General features: G+C 54.4%; 19 protein-coding genes. 1 reads left to right on the top strand and 18 read right to left on the bottom strand.

Annotation, left to right across the window (positions count from 1 at the left end; translation table 11 throughout):
• Positions 1-20: 20 nt before the first annotated feature.
• The 18 genes from cobB to PED39_02580 all read right to left on the bottom strand — a co-directional run bounded on the left by cobB (position 21) and on the right by PED39_02580 (position 16938).
• Positions 21-1352: a hydrogenobyrinic acid a,c-diamide synthase (glutamine-hydrolyzing) gene (gene cobB / locus PED39_02665; GenBank protein ID WII08120.1), complete on the bottom strand. Its 1332-nt coding sequence runs from the start codon at positions 1350-1352 to the stop codon at positions 21-23.
• Positions 1349-2422, bottom strand: coding sequence for a Ni-sirohydrochlorin a,c-diamide reductive cyclase catalytic subunit (gene cfbD, locus PED39_02660; GenBank protein WII08119.1), 1074 nt, complete (start codon positions 2420-2422; stop codon positions 1349-1351). The genes cobB and cfbD overlap by 4 nt, the downstream gene beginning before the upstream one ends.
• The gene (gene cfbE / locus PED39_02655) at positions 2419-3633 is read right to left on the bottom strand and encodes a coenzyme F430 synthase (GenBank protein ID WII08118.1); all 1215 of its coding nucleotides are present in this window, start codon (positions 3631-3633) and stop codon (positions 2419-2421) included. Before cfbE ends, cfbD begins: the two co-directional genes overlap by 4 nt.
• A gap of 13 nt (positions 3634-3646) precedes the next feature.
• On the bottom strand, positions 3647-4447 hold the full coding sequence (locus PED39_02650) for a nitrogenase iron protein NifH (protein ID WII08117.1): 801 nt from the start codon (positions 4445-4447) through the stop codon (positions 3647-3649).
• Between the two features lie 12 nt (positions 4448-4459).
• Positions 4460-5245, bottom strand: a complete 786-nt coding sequence (locus PED39_02645; protein WII08116.1) for a sirohydrochlorin cobaltochelatase — start codon at positions 5243-5245, stop codon at positions 4460-4462.
• A 186-nt stretch (positions 5246-5431) separates the two neighbouring features.
• Positions 5432-5989: a hypothetical protein gene (locus tag PED39_02640; GenBank protein WII08115.1), complete on the bottom strand. Its 558-nt coding sequence runs from the start codon at positions 5987-5989 to the stop codon at positions 5432-5434.
• Positions 5990-6596: 607 nt separating this feature from the next.
• Positions 6597-6743 (bottom strand): hypothetical protein, encoded by a 147-nt coding sequence (locus PED39_02635; protein ID WII08114.1) that lies wholly within the window; start codon positions 6741-6743, stop codon positions 6597-6599.
• A gap of 13 nt (positions 6744-6756) precedes the next feature.
• Positions 6757-7377: a V-type ATP synthase subunit D gene (locus tag PED39_02630; GenBank protein WII08113.1), complete on the bottom strand. Its 621-nt coding sequence runs from the start codon at positions 7375-7377 to the stop codon at positions 6757-6759.
• Between the two features lie 5 nt (positions 7378-7382).
• Positions 7383-8891, bottom strand: coding sequence for a V-type ATP synthase subunit B (locus PED39_02625; protein ID WII08112.1), 1509 nt, complete (start codon positions 8889-8891; stop codon positions 7383-7385).
• A gap of 5 nt (positions 8892-8896) precedes the next feature.
• Positions 8897-10624 carry a V-type ATP synthase subunit A gene (locus PED39_02620; protein ID WII08111.1) on the bottom strand — a complete coding sequence of 576 codons (1728 nt, stop codon included), beginning with the start codon at positions 10622-10624 and terminating at the stop codon, positions 8897-8899.
• On the bottom strand, positions 10625-10930 hold the full coding sequence (locus tag PED39_02615; protein WII08110.1) for a V-type ATP synthase subunit F: 306 nt from the start codon (positions 10928-10930) through the stop codon (positions 10625-10627).
• The gene (gene ahaC / locus PED39_02610) at positions 10930-11985 is read right to left on the bottom strand and encodes an ATP synthase A1 subunit C (GenBank protein ID WII08109.1); all 1056 of its coding nucleotides are present in this window, start codon (positions 11983-11985) and stop codon (positions 10930-10932) included. The genes PED39_02615 and ahaC overlap by 1 nt, the downstream gene beginning before the upstream one ends.
• A gap of 5 nt (positions 11986-11990) precedes the next feature.
• Positions 11991-12548: a V-type ATP synthase subunit E family protein gene (locus tag PED39_02605; protein ID WII08108.1), complete on the bottom strand. Its 558-nt coding sequence runs from the start codon at positions 12546-12548 to the stop codon at positions 11991-11993.
• Positions 12549-12568: 20 nt separating this feature from the next.
• Positions 12569-12808: an ATPase gene (locus PED39_02600; protein ID WII08107.1), complete on the bottom strand. Its 240-nt coding sequence runs from the start codon at positions 12806-12808 to the stop codon at positions 12569-12571.
• A 2-nt stretch (positions 12809-12810) separates the two neighbouring features.
• Entirely contained in the window at positions 12811-14835 is a 2025-nt protein-coding gene (locus PED39_02595; GenBank protein ID WII08106.1) for a V-type ATP synthase subunit I, read from the bottom strand.
• 4 nt (positions 14836-14839) lie between these two features.
• Positions 14840-15172 (bottom strand): hypothetical protein, encoded by a 333-nt coding sequence (locus PED39_02590; protein WII08105.1) that lies wholly within the window; start codon positions 15170-15172, stop codon positions 14840-14842.
• Between the two features lie 106 nt (positions 15173-15278).
• Complete coding sequence (locus PED39_02585; GenBank protein ID WII08104.1) at positions 15279-15737, bottom strand: cytidine/deoxycytidylate deaminase family protein; 459 nt, start codon at positions 15735-15737, stop codon at positions 15279-15281.
• Positions 15738-15804: 67 nt separating this feature from the next.
• Positions 15805-16938 (bottom strand): low temperature requirement protein A, encoded by a 1134-nt coding sequence (locus PED39_02580; GenBank protein WII08103.1) that lies wholly within the window; start codon positions 16936-16938, stop codon positions 15805-15807.
• Between the two features lie 85 nt (positions 16939-17023).
• On the opposite strand from PED39_02580, the gene PED39_02575 reads away from it, so the two are divergent.
• A complete protein-coding gene (locus PED39_02575) occupies positions 17024-17854 on the top strand; it encodes a S26 family signal peptidase (protein WII08102.1) in 831 nt (276 codons plus the stop codon).
• The last annotated feature ends 54 nt before the right edge of the window (positions 17855-17908 follow it).

Raw genomic sequence — 17908 nt, 5'->3', positions numbered from 1 at the left:
AACCTTCGCTCGTTTTAGAATCAGAGATTATCGACGAAACCCTTGGTCCAATCGTCAGAGGATAGGGCATGCTGGTGCATGTAGGAACCCATGGATCTCCTGACTACCAGGCCGTCCTTCTTGTCCACTATTCCGAGCCCTCTCTTCACATCGAAGCCGAAGGTCTCGGATCCTGAGGCGGACACCTCGGAATAATGGTACTCGTGACCGCGAACGCTGCCCTTGAAAAGAGGGTTGTTCGCATTGGCCTCGGCCATGACATAGGTGGGGCCGTGGCGCTTGTTGACAAAGACCGAATCGCATTCGAAGATTCCTGCCATCGGATGGCTTCTGCCCTCCGGGTCAATAATGTTCCTGCACATGGACATCAGCCCGCCGCACTCGCCCAGGATGGGCTTGTTCTCGAGGGACATGTTCCTCAGACCGTCCATGAAATCCCTGTTCTCAGAGATGGCCTGTGCATGCAGCTCAGGGTATCCTCCGCCGAGGTAGACCGCGTCAGCATCTGGAAGGATGTCCCCGGCGATGGGGCTGAACCTCTCTGTCTTGAATCCGGAGGCTTCCAGGCACTCGATGTTCTCCCTGTAGTAGAAGCAATAGGCATCGTCATAGGGAACGGCGATGCGGGCGCCGACATCCCTCTGGACATACGGTGATTCGGTCGGGAGATCGGGATCGGTGGACTCTGCTATCCCCATCAAAGCATCGAGGTCGACGGTATCGACCAGCCTCTCAAGGGAAGCTATGCCGCTCTTGGCGGGATCCACTATCGTGTGCAGGCCTAGATGCCTCTGGCCCAGGGTGTTCTCCTTGTCCTTGCGGATCTTGCCGACGACGGTAACATCCTTGCAGTAGGTGGACATGGTGACGTCCAGCTTATCTGTGTGCTGAGGTCCGGACACCTTGTTCAGGATCACACCGGCGATCTTCACGTCGGGATCGAAGGCCTTGAAACCGTTGAGGATCGCAGCGGTGCTGCGAGTCAGGGAACCCGCGTCCATGACCAGCACGACGGGCAAGTCGAGGAGCTTGGCGATGTATGCGGTGGAACCGAGGTCGGAATCTCCCGCGAACCCCTCGTAAAGTCCCCTCACACCCTCCACGACGCATACGTCTGCATCCTTGGATGCGAAGCCGACGAGATTGCGTATGGTGTCGTCGTCCATGAGGAAGGAATCGAGGTTCCTGCACGGCCTCCCGGTGGCCGCAGAATGATACATGGGATCGATGAAATCCGGTCCGGCCTTGAAGCCCTGGACCTTGTACTTCTTGGAGAGCAGGGACATTATCCCTGTGGTGATGGATGTCTTCCCGACACCGCTGCCGGTACCGGCAATGACGAATCCCTTCATCCTACCAGCTCTCTGAGCGTCTGAGCGGTCTCCAGCGTGATTATGTTCTTCGTTCCCATCACGAGACCGTGGCTGCCGACCTCTCCGACTGCTGCCAATCCTTCCTGGATGTAGTTCTGCAGCTCACGGGGCTGATCCGTCACGAGGACGCAGTTCTCGTCCAGGAACGGATATGCATGGCAGATACCCAATACAACGGTGAGATCGGGTCCGAATCCTTTAACGGCCTCTCCCATCTCGTCCCCGACGACGGCGTACTCGTCGAGCCCGCCGACGATCCTGTCCAGCTTGACATCCTGGGCCTCTAGGTCCCTCAGGATGTCATCGCAGTATCCCCTGATGCGGGGCAGTCCCTTCTCCCTGTCGAGGTTGGCGACGAAGAACGTCTCTCCGCCCAGTTTCTTCCTTGCGTCGTTGACGGCGCTGAACATGTCCGCGAAGCGGTAGGCCAGTTCCTTCTTGGCCACCATGACGACGGCGACCTTGCCGCCGGCCTTGAGAGTCGATTCTATCCTCTTGCATACGGACAGCTTTGTGGGGCTTCCGGCAGGTGAAAGGTAGGTCTTGCTGGCCATACCTTTCTTCTTCTCGAGATCGGTAGCGGCCTTAAGGAGCTTGGACTGACGGTCCGCCTCATCGGAGGGGATTATCCCTGCCTTCGCTCCGGCCTTAAGGGCGCGGATCGCACCCTCGGTATTGCTGTCCATGCAGCCGTGGCAGTCTATCGGGAAACAGATCGTATCTCCGAGATCGACCCTGCCGATGACTGCTGAAATATCATCTCCGATGATAGTGCTGGCACATGTGCCTATTACCGCCATCGTCTTAGGATTGAACCTCTGCTTCGCCTCGGTGAGCGCCTTCTCCAACGAGGGCCCTCCGCCGAAGATGAGGTCGTTGTCCTTCATAGATGAGGTCACCACCCTGACCCCTGCGTTCTCCATCGGCCTGGAGGCCATGAAGGAGCATCCTGCGGGGCCATGCATCACCACGACGTCCACGTTCATGTCCCTGGCCGTGTACATCGCGGCCACTATGGGGTTGGGACGGGGGTGGAACACTCCGCTCATTGGTACCCTTCCTTGGTCATGCGGATCACCAGTTTGGTGCCCGCGGGAATCTCCGGCTCGGTTCCGTCGCCCGGAGTGACGATGAGCCCTACTCCGTAGCTGTCGACGACTCCCTCTATGAGGTCGCGGTCCAGCTTGTCGCAGACCTTCTTGGACACCGGATCGATGACCACCAATGCGCCGTCCAGGCATCCCATCGCATCGAGCGTCTTCAGGGTGCGGTTGACGGACATGTGGGAGATGCCGGGGTTGCGTTCGATGACGTATCTGATGCCGTCCCTGACGGTGACCTCTCCCCTTCCAGGGATTCCTTTGAATGTAGACAATGCCCTGAACACGCTCTCTGAGTCGATGTTCATCGCGTCGCAGACGCACAGGGCCATGTCGATGGCCTCCACGTACTGCAGACCTAGATATGAGCCGTCCAGCTCCACATCGTGCTTTCCGTTGTAATCCACGACGAGCTTCAGGGGCTCTCCGAACTTCGGCGTCTCCTTGACCGTTACACGGCTCTTGACCGTCGTGAGGGGTTTCCCGTACTTCGCCCAGATATCCTTCTCTGATTCCAGGACGATGTTGACCTTGTCCGTGAGGATGTCCTTCTTGGCCTCTTCCGCACGGCGGGTCTTCTTCGCGATGCCGTAGTCCTCCAGGAGGTTGGTGATGCATGCGATGTCCGCCTTCGCGGATCCTCCGAGGGATACCTCGCATACCATCACATCGTAGTCTCCCTCTGGGAGGTCCAACAGGTAGGGCGGGGCGATGCTCTTCAGCTCCTTGACGTCGTGGCCTTCGGGCTTGTAAGGGCCGGAGCCCCTCGATGACCTGAGATAGACCTTCCTTCCGCTGTTGGCCAGTATGTGGGAGATGAGGTAACATGTGGTCGTCTTCCCCTTCACTCCGGTGACCTCGATCCTGAACCTCCTGTCATCCATGAAACGGTTGACGGCCTGCGAATACCAGATGCGCTGATCGTATGTGCAGCCCTCCAGGAAGATGTCCGGGCAGTGACAAGGCATGGAGACGAGGTCGTAATGGCCAGGCGCAGGATTGCCCACATAGACTTCCGCCCCTAAGGACCTGAGCGATTCCAGCATGGACTCCGTAGCGATCTTGTAAACGTCCGCTACGGCGACATCGTGGCCCTCTGCCTTGAATAATGGCGCTAGGATCTGTCCGCCGTGAGTCATGTCCAACAACAATACCTTCATACAACTCCTCCTTTCAATTGCATCCGTCGCATCCCGAATAATCGTCGATCTTCATTCCGCCGGAGATATCCTCGGACCTGTCGAGCAGTACCTTTGACAGCTTGCGGTAGAGATTGGCCATATCGGAATCCGGTGCTCCCGAGACAACCGTGGAATCCTTCGATTCGCACTGTTGCACTGTGGGGGACCTGGGGAGCCTGAAGATCATCTCTGAACCGATCTCCTTGGCTGCTTCCAATACGAGACGGTCCTCGTCCTCCACTCCCCTTGAGTTCTGGATCAGCCCGCCGAACCTGGCGTAGCCGTCCTGCTTGAAATCGTTGACCGCTGTGGCGATGTTCCTTGCGGCATACAGGGACATCCTCTCGCCGGATGTGACGACGAAAACATCCCTGGCGTAGCCGTTGCGTATGGGCATGGCGAATCCTCCGCACACGACGTCTCCTAGAACGTCATAGATTATGACATCGGGTTTGTAGACGTCCATGGCGTCGAGACGGTCCAGCTCTTGGAACGCGGCTATGATTCCCCTTCCGGCGCATCCCGTGCCGGGGCGGGGGCCCCCGCATTCGACGCAGAGCACTCCGTGGGAACCTACATGGACCATGTCGTCCAGTTCCCTGTCAGGTTTGTCGCGCATGATGTCCAATACGGTGGGGATCCTGCCTCCTACGATCATGCTGGTCGAATCGGCCTTGGGATCGCATCCGATCTGCATCACTCTGAGCCCTGACTCCGCCAGGGCATCGGAGATGTTGGATGAGGTCGTGGATTTGCCTATGCCACCCTTACCGTAGATCGCTATCCTGCGCATATCCCACCCTTATCACTGAATGCCGAGATAATGCCTTGCCTGCCTGTCGAGCAGGTCGGTGAGACGGTTGTCCGCCTCTACCGGGCGGGTGTAGGACAACGATATTGTCCTTCCGTTGACGGTGATGTCTCCGCCTTCGCTGTAGGGAGGGATTCCCAGCTGCTCGGGGATCTCCTCTCCGAGGTGCAGGCCCATTGCGATGAACAGGGGGATCGCGATGATCCTCTTGACTCCCTGCTTCTCCAGATCACTGAGGACATCCTTGATGGAAGGCTCGCAGAACTCGTTGAACGAGTGCAGAGCATGGGAATAGCCCCTCTCTCTGAGCCTCTCTGCGTTGAGCTTCACGACGCGCATGTTCGTGAGGGACTTGTACCTGGTTCCGTGTCCGAGGACGAGGATTCCGCAATCCTGGTCTCCGTTCACATCTGCGATCTTGTCGCAGATGATGTCGGTGAGGGAGAAGCTCACGTCGAATGCGGGAGCGATCTGGATGGTGACGGTCTTGCCCTTGCACTGGACCTCCGCCATGTCCGCCTGCATGCCGAACTTCTCGGGTATAAGCTCCCTTGTGAGTGTTCCCTCCGCGATGTAGTAGGGGAGGACGACGATCTGATCGACGCCTTCGTCGACCATGGCCTCCAGCGCCTCGGGGATCGTGGGGGAGCTTACCCTGAAATAAGCGATGCCCACGTGCTTCCATCCCCTGCACCTGAGCCTGCGTGCCTGTGTTTCCAGGACCTCCTCTAGATTTCCTTTCCTTGTTCCGTATCCGACTATGATGATTCCTTTGGACATTCGAGACCCTCGTTCGATAATACTGATAGGAATCCCATACATCCTTATTATTAATAATTAATTTTTGAGTAACACTATTTATGATTTTTACTCTTGAATAGTATTAACAAACTGTATAATAGATAAGTATGGCTTTTGAAGGGGGGGGGGGATCACTTCTCCCACCATCCTTGTTATTTGACGACTTCAATCGCGTCGTTCTAACTCATTAAAAATCTTTTTAAAACCTACGCCTTCAATCTTTCCATTTTTGTCGCAATGCAATACAGGATACAGGTATTTTTTGAATGCTTCACTTTTTTCCCTGTCGGCATCGATATAAATTCCATCTGCCACATAATTCAATGCATAATTGGAAATTAAATCTGCAATCTGTAATTCTGCCCAATCGTGTGACAAGCCACCTAAAATATGTGGTACAATGGTGCAGTTGAGCTTCTTATGATCATGCGGATTCGTATATGATCCCGTTATAGCACTAAAATCAGCTAATTCATTATTATCAGAAAGATCCCAGACCAGCAAGTTAAGCATGTCTTTAGTTCTTTTATAATTTAGAGAAATCGATATGCGTTCTAATAGCAACTCCCTGGCAATATCCTTAGCTTGCAATCCATTTTTAACATTGGAAGCTGTAAACTTTTTTTCTAATCTCTTTATCGCAGGTGACATATTAGAAGCGGTCACAAAAACAGTCATATTGTACCTTAATATCAGATCAGAAATATCTTTAGCAACAGACATCTTGTCAACTCCAGGATTTAAATGATTCCTAGAAATGTCCGTCCCTTTCAGTTCTCTATTATAGAGTCTCATATTTTTCTTTGTTATAGCGTGTAATTCTTCCGTTATTTTCTAATGATTGTCCAAACTTGATAATACTCCAACAGTCACCCAATAATTGACCTTTCCTTTACTCTTTGAACCACTGCCGGATTCATCCATGAAAACGATGTTACACTCCATTTTGTCAATCTTCTAAATCTTGATTAGAAACATCACAAATATATATCGTGTGATGGAATGACTATATGGAGGAGGGAGAACGGGTTTCACCTGTTAGGCCCTGCTCCGTATTATTCTGTTTCTACTGTTAAATTCGATAAGAATAGACTCTGTTCGTGACATATACAATTATCAGGATCAGATTCTTGAAGCCATATCAAGATGGGTCGAGTAAACATATTTCCCCCGTAAAAACGGGGGAATACTTTTTTCAATACAACTATGAAATGTTTTCCAGAGATTCAAAGTGATTTTTCCCATTGTTTTACTGTAGTAGAATAGGATCCTTTGAATAGCAAGGGGTGCCGGCCCTCCGGGCCGGCTGGAAGATGATTGATAAAGGTGTTTACTGGCCCGTGTACAGTACCCAGATGATGAGGAAGACTCCGATCATGAGCATGCTGTAAGCGACTATCCAGACGATATTGAAGGCCTTCTTGAACTTCTTCGGGTCCTCCGTTATCTCCTCGTAGCGCTCCTCCAGCGATTTCATGATCTTCGCCTCATCATGCCTTCTTCAGGTGCTTGAGCCTTGTGGTGTTCTCTCTTTCCATCTCTTCGAGACTGAATTTGATGAACCTTTCGGACTCCTGGAGCTCGGGAATGATCTTGAACTCGAGTGCGTTGACTCTCCTCTTGGTCTTCTCGATCTCATCCAGCAGTTTCTTCATGGTGGTCTCGACCTCTGCGGCGCGGACGATCGTCTCGAGCAGTTTCTCGAATGCGATCGAAGCGGCCTCGATGTAGGCCGAGGTGGAGATGACTCCGTATCCCTTCTCAGTCATGAGGACGTGGATGTGGTCCGCCTCCACCTTGGGAACGACCATTCCCATGATGCTCTTGCTGGTTACATTGACCTGCGGGTCTGCCTTGAGGGCATATGCCGCGGATTTCACGGCGACCTCTCCCTCTACCGCACGGGCTATGGTGATGGTGCGCATGGCGTACTCGTAATCCGAGCTGACGCCGGCACGCATCTGCCTGGCCTTCTCCAGGATGTCGAAGAACTCGATGATGAGACCGTCTCTCTTCATCTTCAGGACCTTGTGACCGCCTTGGGTCAGTTTGATCCTGCTCTTCAGCTGGAGCAGTACCGAACGGTTGGGGGTGACATCGTGTGCTCCCACGGATATCAAGCCTTCTTGGGCAGGTACTTGTCGATGTACTTACGGCTGATCCTTGTGATCTGGTCCAGATCGAGGGCGGTGAACAGCTCCCAACCGAGGTCGAGGGTCTGCTCGATGGAACGGTCCTCCTCGGCTCCCTGCCTGACGAAGCGGTCCTCGAACAGGTCAGCGAACTCCAGGAGCTTCCTGTCCTTTGCGGACAGCGAGTCCTTTCCGACGATGGCGACCAGTCCACGGAGGTCCTTACCCTCTGCGTATGCCGCATAGAGCTGATCGGAGACTCCCTTGTGGTCCTCACGGGTCCTTCCCTCTCCGGTTCCTCCTCCCATCAGACGGCTGAGTGAGGATGAAACGTTGACTGGCGGGTAGATACCGTTCCTGTGGAGGTCCATGGACAGAACGATCTGTCCCTCGGTGATGTATCCGGACAGGTCGGGGATCGGGTGGGTGATGTCTCCACCGGGCATCGAAAGGATAGGGATCTGAGTGATCGATCCCTTCTTGCCCTTGATCCTTCCTGCACGCTCGTACAGCTGTGCGAGGTCGGTGTACATGTAACCGGGGTATCCACGCCTTCCGGGCACCTCTTCACGGGCTGCTCCGATCTGACGGAGAGCCTCACAGTAGTTGGTGATATCGGTCATGATGACCAGCACCTGCATACCGAGGTCGAAAGCCATGTACTCTGCGGTGGTGAGTCCGAGACGGGGTGTCAGGGTACGCTCCACAGCGGGGTCGTCTGCGAGGTTCAGGAAGACCACTGCGTTCTTCAGTGCACCGGTCCTCTCGAACTCCTTCATGAACATCTGCTTCTCTTCGTTGGTGATTCCCATCGCGATGAACACGACAGCGAACTCCTCGTTCTCTCCGCGGACCTTTGCCTGACGAGCGATCTGAAGAGCGATCTCGTTGTGGGGAAGTCCGGATGCGGAGAAGATAGGAAGCTTCTGTCCCCTGACCAGGGTGTTCATTCCGTCGATGGTTGAGATTCCTGTCTGGATGAAATCCGACGGGGAGTCCCTTGCCCACGGGTTGATAGCGGCTCCGTTGATCTCCAGCTCCTTCTCGGGCACGATGGGTGCTCCTCCGTCCAGGGGCTGTCCGGATCCAGAGAGGATCCTTCCGAGCATGTCCTTGGACACGGGCATCTTCATGGTGTCGCCGAGGAACCTGACGGATGCGTCCCTGTCGATTCCGGATGTTCCCTCGAACACCTGGACGACGACGACCTCATCCGAGGAGTCCAGAACCTGTCCCCTCCTTGTCGTTCCATCGGAGAGCCTGATGTTGACCATCTCTTTGTATCCGACGGGCTCTGTCTTCTTGACGTAGATCAGAGGTCCGGCGATCTGGGAGACTGTCTTGTACTCTTTGCTGATCTTTGCCTCGACCTTCTTGGCTACAGGCTTGGTCGCCTTTGCTGCAGTCTTCGTTACCTTCTTGGCTGCTGCGGGTTTCGCTGCCTTCTTAGCTGCGGGTTTCGCTGCGGCCGTCTTTGCTTTTGCTGCTGCCATCATAATCACGCTCCAAGCTCCGCGAACTGCTTGTCCATGTCTGCGTCTACAGCCTCGAGCTCCTCGTCAACGTTGGGCTCGTACTTGGACTGGTTGAATCTCGTCCTCACGGGGAGGTATGCGATCTTGTCGACGGCTGCGCCTGCCTGCAGAGCCTTCTCCGACATGTCGGAGTACTTCTTGATCAGGGTCAGCATCTTGTACTGCCTGTTGAGGGGGCAGTAACAATCGACGGGGTCGTATGCGTTCTGCTGTAGGAAGATCTCACGGATCATCTTTGCGACCTCGAGTGTGATCTTCTGCTCGTCGGGCAGAGAGTCGGAACCGACCATCTGGACGACGTCCTGCAGCTCGGCCTCCTTCTGGAGGGTCTTCATGGCCCATGCCTTCAGCGCGGGGTAGTCCTCTGCGACGTTGGCCTTGAACCAGTCGAGCAGCTGCCTGTCGTACATGGTGTACGATGTCAGCCAGTTGATTGTGGGGAAGTGCCTCCTCTCACGGAGCTTGGTGTCCAGTGCCCAGAAGACACGTACGATACGCAGTGTGTTCTGAGTGACGGGCTCCGAAAGGTCTCCTCCGGGGGGTGAAACCGCTCCGATAACGGAAACGGATCCGTCTCCTCCGCTGAGCACCTTGGCCCTTGCGGCACGCTCGTAGAACTCGGAGAGACGTCCTGCAAGGTATGCGGGGTATCCCTCTTCTCCGGGCATCTCTTCCAGCCTGGAGGAGATCTCACGCATTGCCTCTGCCCACCTGGAGGTGGAGTCGGCCATGAGTGCGACGTTGTAGCCCATGTCCCTGAAGTACTCGGCGATGGTCATTCCAGTGTAAACGGAAGCCTCACGAGCTGCCACAGGCATGTTGGAGGTGTTCGCGATGAGAACGGTCCTCTTCATGAGCTTCATTCCTGTCCTGGGGTCCTCGAGTTCGGGGAACTCTGTCAGAACCTCGGTCATCTCGTTTCCACGCTCACCGCATCCGATGTAGACCACGATCTCGGCATCGGAGTACTTTGCGAGGGACTGCTGTGTGACAGTCTTTCCGGTTCCGAATGCTCCGGGGATTGCGGCTGCTCCTCCCTTTGCGAGGGGGAACATCGTGTCCAGGACACGAAGTCCAGTGACCAGGGGGATGTCGGGCTGGTACTTCTCGGCGACGGGCCTGGGGTTACGGACGGGCCAGTACTGCATCATGCAGACTTCCTTTCCGGCGATCTTGGCAACCGTTTCGTCGATGGTGAACTTTCCGGTAGAGATCGAGTCGACCTTTCCGTTGAGTCCGATGGGCACCATGATCTTGTGGAGGATAGGTCCCTCCTGCACGGTACCGATGACCATTCCCTCGGAGACCTCGTCTCCCTTCTTCACTGTGGGGTTGAACTCCCATTTCTTCTTGTGATCCAATCCAGGTGCAGCGACTCCACGGAAAATGAAGTCTCCCATCTTCTCCCTCAGAACGGGGAGAGGCCTCTGGATTCCGTCGTAAACGGATTCCAAGAGTCCGGGACCGAGCTCAACGGACAGGGGCTTTCCTGTGTTTGTGACAGGCTCTCCCGGTTTGACGTTGTCTGTGTCCTCATAGACCTGGATGATGGAGTACTCGCCGACGATTTTGATGACCTCTCCCATCAGTTGCTCCTTTCCAACGTGTACGACATCGTACATCTTGGGTGAGATTCCTGTGGCGGTCACGACAGGTCCGGCGACCCTGTAAATTACACCTTCAGTGCTCATTCAATCATCCTCATTTTTGTATAAATCTACGCCAATCGCCCTCTTGACCTTCTCGCGGAGATCGTCATCCGATCCTCCGACGGCCACCACGACGGGCTGGATGGACTCCAGAACCCTGTGCCTCATGTTGAAGGGGAGATTGTCGAGGTCCTTCGCATCTACTGCGAGGATACCGATTGTAGGCTGGGACAATGCGTCCAGCATCTTTTCTTGATAGTTTTCTTGGTCGGCTACGAATACGCGCCTGATTCCGGCAAGCCTGAATCCGAGTGTGAACTCCTCACTGCCTATAACTGCGATTTCCATCAGATCACCAGCAATCCTTTGATCGTTTCCTTGTCGAGTCCGCTCTCGATTCCCCTCGCGATCGTCCTGATATTCCTTACCTCGTTCTCGATGCCGATCATGTAATCGACGGCGGGTAGGATGGACAGAGGGTATTCCTTCGCGAACTTCTTGGATTCCTCGATCTCGTATTTCTTCATCTTCAGGATAAGGTCGCGGACGGTCATGTCCCCGGCCTCTACCAGTTCCTTGAAGTAATCGTAGAAGTCGAGCTGTGCGAGGTCGGAGTAGGTGTCCTTGACGGTCTCCGCGTCTGCCAGCTGTTTGGCGAACTTCATATCGATCTGCTTTCCTCCGGGGATGACGTAATCCATGACCTTGTCACCGGTTACGCCCTCGACCTTCAGCTTGAGGATGGTCTCCAGGTTCTTCATGTCGACGACCCTCCTGATGTAATCCGAGAACATACGTGTCGGAAGGGAGGTTGTCGGGATGACCCTGATGAGCCTCTCGTACTGGACCTTGTCGAGGTAATCCTCGATCCTGCCGAGGGTTCCGGTCTGCTTGTAATCCGCCAGAAGATCGGCGGGAAGCGGGATGGCCTCGGCCTTGCAGTAAGCAGTCAATATCTCTTCGCTCGACTCGAGCGATATGAGTCTCTCTAATTCTTCGGCGCCCATATTGCCAGCGGGGACCAGATCTGCTCTGATGTTGTCCACTGACAGACCATATGACTTTCCACGCAGGATGACCTTCACGTTCCAGTTGTCCCACTTCTGCAGGTATGACGCGAGGAGGGTGTAAAGCTCTCCCTGTGCTCCCTGGAGAAGGGACTTGCAGGTGTCCGCAAGGTACATGTAGGTCGCACGCTCGACGAGGTCGACTCCCTCGGTCTTATCAGCGAGCTCCGTGACTTCCTTGGCGTATCCTGCCTCGGAGGTGAAACGGGCCAGTTCGCTGACACCGAGCTGCAACATCTTGTTGTAGTCATCCTCCTTGATCAGGAGCGCCTTCATCGCTTTCGCTCTGGTGGCGGTGTATGCGTAGTTGCCTTTGTTCTTACCGCGCCCGAACATTTGCTTCACCCGAAGAGAATGTCGGACACGTTCTTGATGCCGCGGTCCCAAACCGTGCGGAGAAGAGCGGAGTACTGCATGTCGATCTCGATCTGGCCGTCCTCGCTCTGGAGGATGAGACCTGCCTTGATCCTGCTGTCCTTCTCGACCTTCTTGACACCGAGGTCCTTCGCCGTGAACTTGTCGTTCTCGGAGATGATGGCCTTGGGTTCAGGGATGATGGTCTTGGCGGCATTCACCATGTTCTTGTAGTGCTTCAGCTTCTGTTCGGCTGATGCACCCTCGAGCTCGGCGAGTGTCTCGTCGAAGACCTCGGAGAGGACCTCCTTCTTCTTGGCAAGGACGATCTTCTTGCTCTCCAGCTCTGCGCTGGAGACTTCCTGACGGTCCATGCGGTCGATGGTGTCCGCGAGCCTCTTGTCTTCGCTTTCTTTCAACTCGGCGATCTTGGTCTCTGTCTCCGACTGGATGCGGGCGATCTCTGCGGCAGTCTCTGCCTGGATCTTCGCCACGGCCTCGTCGGAGATCGCCATGATCTCCGCAGTCACTTTGTCTAATGCCATGAGATAACCTCGAGGCGTAATCACAACTGACCGGGTAATACGAAGAGAGCGAGGATAGCAATGACCAGTCCGAAGATAACGACGGTCTCAGGAAGCACCATGAACATCAGTGCCTTTCCCATCATCTTGGGGTCCTCGGTGATTGCACCGACGGCTGCTGCTCCGATGTCTTTCTGGGCCATTCCTGTTCCCAGTCCAGCGAGTCCGACTGCAAGTCCTGCTCCAACTGCCATAAGTCCTAATCCAATTCCTTCTGCCATTTTCAAGCCTCTTTTACATTTTTATTTGATGAAACTGTTTTGTTGCGTTTGATTTTGAGGGGTGTGAACTCCGTTCCGTCTCCCTCGTAGAACCTGACCATGAACTCGACGAGCTGCAACCTTAATGCGTGCAGTCCCGCGGACATAATTCCGAGAGTCCAAATCATGAGCTGGAAGAACACGAATGCGACGAATCCTACGATGAGTCCGAGGATACCGTCGAGTCCTCCTGCGATCATTCCGATCGAGATGTAGTTGAATGCCAATGCCATACCGGCCTTTGACATTCCGATCGCGACCAGACGAGTGTATGAAAGTATGTTTCCGACCGTGTCAGGAAGCTCGATGACGACCTTCATGACACCTTCTGCCTTCGCGTTGATGACGATACCGATCAACAATATCACCGCACCCACGCCGATGAATCCCATGTAGAGATCGTTCGGGAGGGGGCTGGAGGTGACGAGGTTGGTAGCGACTGCGTAACAGATGAAGACCAGTCCGACGAAGGTGAGGAACGCTCCTCCCTTCTCCATGAACCCGTGCTTGAATCCGAACTGCTTCGATTTGTTGTAAATCGCCAGTATGTATCCGAGGCTCAGGTGGACGATTCCGATGTAGACGGACAGCTTGAGCAGCATGCCCACGTACTCGGCTGAGATCTTGTGCACACCGTGTCCGCCGATCAACCATGTGAACGCCTTATCGAGGTTCTCAAGGCCGAGCAGGCTCTGCCACGTGTACTCCACGCCTTCTGCTTCACCAACGAAGTGCATTCCTAGGGCTTCTCCGAAGAAGAAGAAACCGAACACTGCGGCCCACAGGCCTCCGAAGAACAGGACGGTCGCGATAGCGCGCCAGTCCGGGTTCTTAGCGAACTTCAGACCGTATGCTCCCAGGATGATGAAGGGGATAGCGTATCCGATATCTCCTACCATGAATCCGAAGAACAGCGGGAGGAAGATCGCGATGAGCGTTGTGGGGTCCACCTCGTTGTACTTTGGTACCGACATCATCTTTGTCGGATATTCGAAATGCTTGCTAACTCTGCCGTGCTTCATCTTGGTGGGCACGACCTTGAAGCGGTCCTCGAACTTCTCCGATTCTCTCTCCTTCCTTCCACGGTTCTCTTCAACCTCGACGTATGTTGCGGGTATCTGCGACTCGATGGTGAGCTTCACCATCTCCGCTCTGCTTGTAGGTACCCATGCGTCGACCAAGAACGTGTACTCTGAGGTGGCTATCCTGACGGGCAAAGTACCCTTGTCAGCCTCCGCAGCGAGTTCTTCATCGGATGCTCTGAGGAAATGTTTGTGCTTCTCAAAAAGAACCTCTGTTTCCTTCTGGACTACCTCTTGCTCCTTTGTCAAGCTGGCCAACTCTGTGTCGACCTTCTTGAGGGCAATAGAGACCGGTACCGGTTCCTCTGGAACGGGTATCTCGGAGAAACCGCACTCGGACAGGATGTTCTGGGCCTTGGCCCTGTCCTCGTTCCTGACGAAGACAGCTGCGACGCCGCCCTTCTTCTTGTCCATAGAGGTGAAGACCTCAGCGAAGTCCTTGAGGGACTGTGTGGGGTCCTTCTCCACGGTTCCGACCATGGACACGATGCTCCTGTAACCGGAGTACATGTCGAGGTCTATCGGTAGTCTGGCAAGGAGATCAAGATTCTTCTTCTTTGCGTTTAATTCGGTGATTCTCTGATTGAGATCATTCCTTCTGTCCAGAACGGCTTTGACCTCGCTCTCGACAGATTCGACGCTGTCAGATGATATCTGGCTCCTGATTTCACTCTCTGAAATCGGTTGGGTCTTGGTATGCTTATTGATACCGAGATCCTTCTCCATCGCACGCACCTTCAGAAGCCTCTCGGCTGTCTTGGGTGAGTAGGGACGGGGCGTTCCGAGGGTGAAACCCTCATCCGCGTCGACAGTATGATCGATCAGGTGGATGTTCTCAAGCTCGTACAGGAGATCAATCGTCTCGTCGAGACATGAGTTTGCACCCACAATCACGATTCTACTCATCGACTCAGGAAGAAACATTCAAAATCCTCTCAACTTCTTTTTTAAGGAATTTCTTTGCTTCCTCTTTCTTCGCCTTGGAACCGTAGTCGATCTTATCGGCTTCGGCCTTACCGCCAGCAAGCTTAGAATCATGCTGCTCGGCAAGCTTGTCCTTTTCCGCGGCTACTGCGGACTCGTAAGAGCTGCGCATCTGAGCTTCAGCGTCCTGAATTTTCTTCACAGAATCTCTGCGAGCTTCTGCGAGAGCTGCTTTCTGTTCGTCCTCGGCCTTTTTGACCTTGGCGTCAGCTTCCGCTTCCGCTTGTTTTATCTCCGTAAGTATTTCAGTCCGGCTCAAATTTACACTCCCCGACTTGAGCCTTGTATCCCCTAATTATTATAAAAGAACCGCCCCTAATAATAATAGAGCGGGGTTAGTTGGATGGGAGGTTTTCGGGATGAGATCAGAGGGTTTTCTCGGGCTTGTACTCCCTTATCTTGATGCCCGCCTCTTCCAGCAGTTCCTTGGAGAGGTCGTCGGCATAACCCTCGCTGTAGACGATCTCCCTGATGCCCGCGTTGATGAGGATCTTGGCGCACATGGAGCAAGGATAGGTCGTGGTGTAGATGGTGGCGCCGTCCACGCTCACTCCGAAATAGGCTGCCTGGGTCACTGCGTTCTGCTCGGCGTGAACGCCCCTGCAGAGCTCGTGCCTCGTGCCGGAGGGGACGTTCATCCTCACCCTTATGCAGCCGAGCTCCTCGCAGTGCTTCGTGCCTTTGGGGGATCCGTTGTATCCGGTGGAGAGCACCCTCTTCTCCTTGACTATGACGGCACCCACACGGCGCCTCAGACAAGTGGAACGCGAGGAGACGAGTTGCGCCATCTCCATGAAGTACTCATCGTTGCTTGGTCTCTCCATCCTTGATCCTCTCCCGGACTTAGAGGATGATAGTCCCGTTCACCGATATAACAGGTACGGAGACCGCTCAGATATGATGCAGAGGATTGATGCAGCGATTCGAAGAGTACTTGTACCAGAATAGGTAGAAATTGCCTCCGGTGGCTATGAGCGAACCGATTAGGAACCCGTACGGACTGTCCGGGAATCCGAAGACCACCAGCGCCCCGATCGCCACGACGGCCACGGACATCGCCACATCCTTCAGGCTGTGCGGGAAGTCCTCGCAGTAGTATTTCGATGTGGCATGCAGGGCGAGGTAGAACGCCAGTATCGACATCATCATCAGGCCCGCGGTGAACATGTGTTCCGCCTCCTCGCTCTTGAAGTACAGCAGCGCCACCGTCACCAGGTTGATGGCGATGACTATCTGGTAGTGGCTCCAGGTCATCCTGGTCGGCTTGGCGATCTGATGGTGGTTGCATAGGAAGTGCACCTGGGCCACGTAGGATCCGAACATGAACAGGATTATCATGAGCACCATGGGCGCCGCCGTGCCGAGCTCGTTAGGAACGAAGAATCCCGTGATACCGACTATCGCCTCACCGAAGGTGACTATGGTGATCAGCTCGAGCCTCTCCACCAGATGCGGCATGCTGACGATCCTGAGGTCGTACTTGCCCTTCTTAACGAACGGCAGCATCATACCCAGAATTATGGCGGTGATGATGACCATGATCGACGTCTCGCTGTAACCGGCCAGGTTGATGACCAGGGCGATCATGTAGATCGTGATTATCAATATGAGGATGTCCAGCGTGTGCCATGCCGCCGTGATGTCCTGCTTCTCCTTGTAGATCTGAATGATGTAGAGCGCAGCAACGGATCCCAACACCCCAAGCATAGCGATGATGAAACCGGTGCTGTTGTCCAAATTGTACGTCAGCGTATTGGCCACCACTATGACGGCGCCCATGTTGAACGACACAAGGACATACTCGTACCAACGCCATGAACCGTAGCGGTTCACGTACTCGGTCATGTACAGCCATGCCTGGATGATGACCATGGATGCGATGATGTACACCCCGAACATCTCGTGGGTGAGGATTCCGTGATCCGGCTCCTCCACTATGAGGGTCATCTGCGATATCGCATAGACGTAGATCAGATCATAGAACAGCTCGATGAGCTCGACCTTCTTCTCCTTCACTTTCGGCATGGCAGCTCTTGAAGGCGTGTCAGAACTATTCAGTAGAAAAATCTGTAGGCCCTGAATCTAGATTTTATATCTCGATACCTTACGCATGCACGTGAAAAGGGAGAGCAGGATCCTCATCGCTGTCATCGGCATACTCGCCATTATACTCGGAGCAGGCTATATCGGCATCTTCACGGTATCCGGACTGGACTCCCCTTTGAGCGTTGTCACCTCTTCAAGCATGCAGCACGACAACGACCTTTCTCAGATAGGTGTGATCGACACCGGGGATGTGATGATCATCCAAGCGCCTTCCAAGGTCGATATACAGAGCTATGTGGAGGGCACGGTCTCCGGGTTGAAGATGTTCGGAGATTACGGTCACGTCATCGTGTACAACCGCGGCGACGATGTGAACCCCGTGATCCACCGCGCCATAATCTGGTTGGACTACAACTCTAAGGACGGCACATGGAGCGCACCCTCTCTGGCCGACTACAAGGGATCATGGTCCTGCACCGGTTCGAACAATTATCTGTCCCTTTCCGGCACACTGACCTTCCAGGGGATAACCCAATCCAACAAGACGGTCAGTATCAACCTGGATTCGCTTGGGAAGCAGAGCGGATACCTGACCATGGGTGACAACCCTGTCTCCAACTCGTATTTCGACCAGGCCGTCGGGATCATATCACACCCCATAGGGAACGACGACATCAGATCCGTGCCGATAATGGAGCTTCCCTGGATGGGCGTGCTGAAGGTCTACATGACGGAGAACAAGAGGGCATATCTCAGCCATGTTCCCAACTCCAGCATCTGCCTCATAATGCTGTTCGCCACTGTCATCGGACTGATCTACAGCTACGACATCTTCTACCTCAGGAAGAAGCTCGCAAAGGATCAGAAGGAACTCGACGAGTACTGCTATTATTGACACCCCCACCCCACCGTTTCCACTGGAACCGGAAAAGAGGGTATTGGTGATTTT

It is taken from the genome of Methanomassiliicoccales archaeon LGM-RCC1 (assembly GCA_030168575.1).
GTDB lineage: Archaea > Thermoplasmatota > Thermoplasmata > Methanomassiliicoccales > Methanomethylophilaceae > Methanoprimaticola.
Note: the sequence above shows the minus strand (reverse complement) of the source record. Positions and strands in the feature narration are given on the sequence as shown.

Bases quoted from the DNA above. Each gene is read 5' to 3' on its own strand.
- cobB (WII08120.1), bottom strand. From the start codon at position 1,352: ATGAAGGGATTCGTCATTGCCGGTACCGGCAGCGGTGTCGGGAAGACA.
- cfbD (WII08119.1), bottom strand. From the start codon at position 2,422: ATGAGCGGAGTGTTCCACCCCCGTCCCAACCCCATAGTGGCCGCGATG.
- cfbE (WII08118.1), bottom strand. From the start codon at position 3,633: ATGAAGGTATTGTTGTTGGACATGACTCACGGCGGACAGATCCTAGCG.
- PED39_02650 (WII08117.1), bottom strand. From the start codon at position 4,447: ATGCGCAGGATAGCGATCTACGGTAAGGGTGGCATAGGCAAATCCACG.
- PED39_02645 (WII08116.1), bottom strand. From the start codon at position 5,245: ATGTCCAAAGGAATCATCATAGTCGGATACGGAACAAGGAAAGGAAAT.
- PED39_02640 (WII08115.1), bottom strand. From the start codon at position 5,989: ATGTCTGTTGCTAAAGATATTTCTGATCTGATATTAAGGTACAATATG.
- PED39_02635 (WII08114.1), bottom strand. From the start codon at position 6,743: ATGAAATCGCTGGAGGAGCGCTACGAGGAGATAACGGAGGACCCGAAG.
- PED39_02625 (WII08112.1), bottom strand. From the start codon at position 8,891: ATGGCAGCAGCAAAAGCAAAGACGGCCGCAGCGAAACCCGCAGCTAAG.
- PED39_02620 (WII08111.1), bottom strand. From the start codon at position 10,624: ATGAGCACTGAAGGTGTAATTTACAGGGTCGCCGGACCTGTCGTGACC.
- PED39_02615 (WII08110.1), bottom strand. From the start codon at position 10,930: ATGGAAATCGCAGTTATAGGCAGTGAGGAGTTCACACTCGGATTCAGG.
- ahaC (WII08109.1), bottom strand. From the start codon at position 11,985: ATGTTCGGGCGCGGTAAGAACAAAGGCAACTACGCATACACCGCCACC.
- PED39_02605 (WII08108.1), bottom strand. From the start codon at position 12,548: ATGGCATTAGACAAAGTGACTGCGGAGATCATGGCGATCTCCGACGAG.
- PED39_02600 (WII08107.1), bottom strand. From the start codon at position 12,808: ATGGCAGAAGGAATTGGATTAGGACTTATGGCAGTTGGAGCAGGACTT.
- PED39_02595 (WII08106.1), bottom strand. From the start codon at position 14,835: ATGAGTAGAATCGTGATTGTGGGTGCAAACTCATGTCTCGACGAGACG.
- PED39_02585 (WII08104.1), bottom strand. From the start codon at position 15,737: ATGGAGAGACCAAGCAACGATGAGTACTTCATGGAGATGGCGCAACTC.
- PED39_02580 (WII08103.1), bottom strand. From the start codon at position 16,938: ATGCCGAAAGTGAAGGAGAAGAAGGTCGAGCTCATCGAGCTGTTCTAT.
- PED39_02575 (WII08102.1), top strand. From the start codon at position 17,024: ATGCACGTGAAAAGGGAGAGCAGGATCCTCATCGCTGTCATCGGCATA.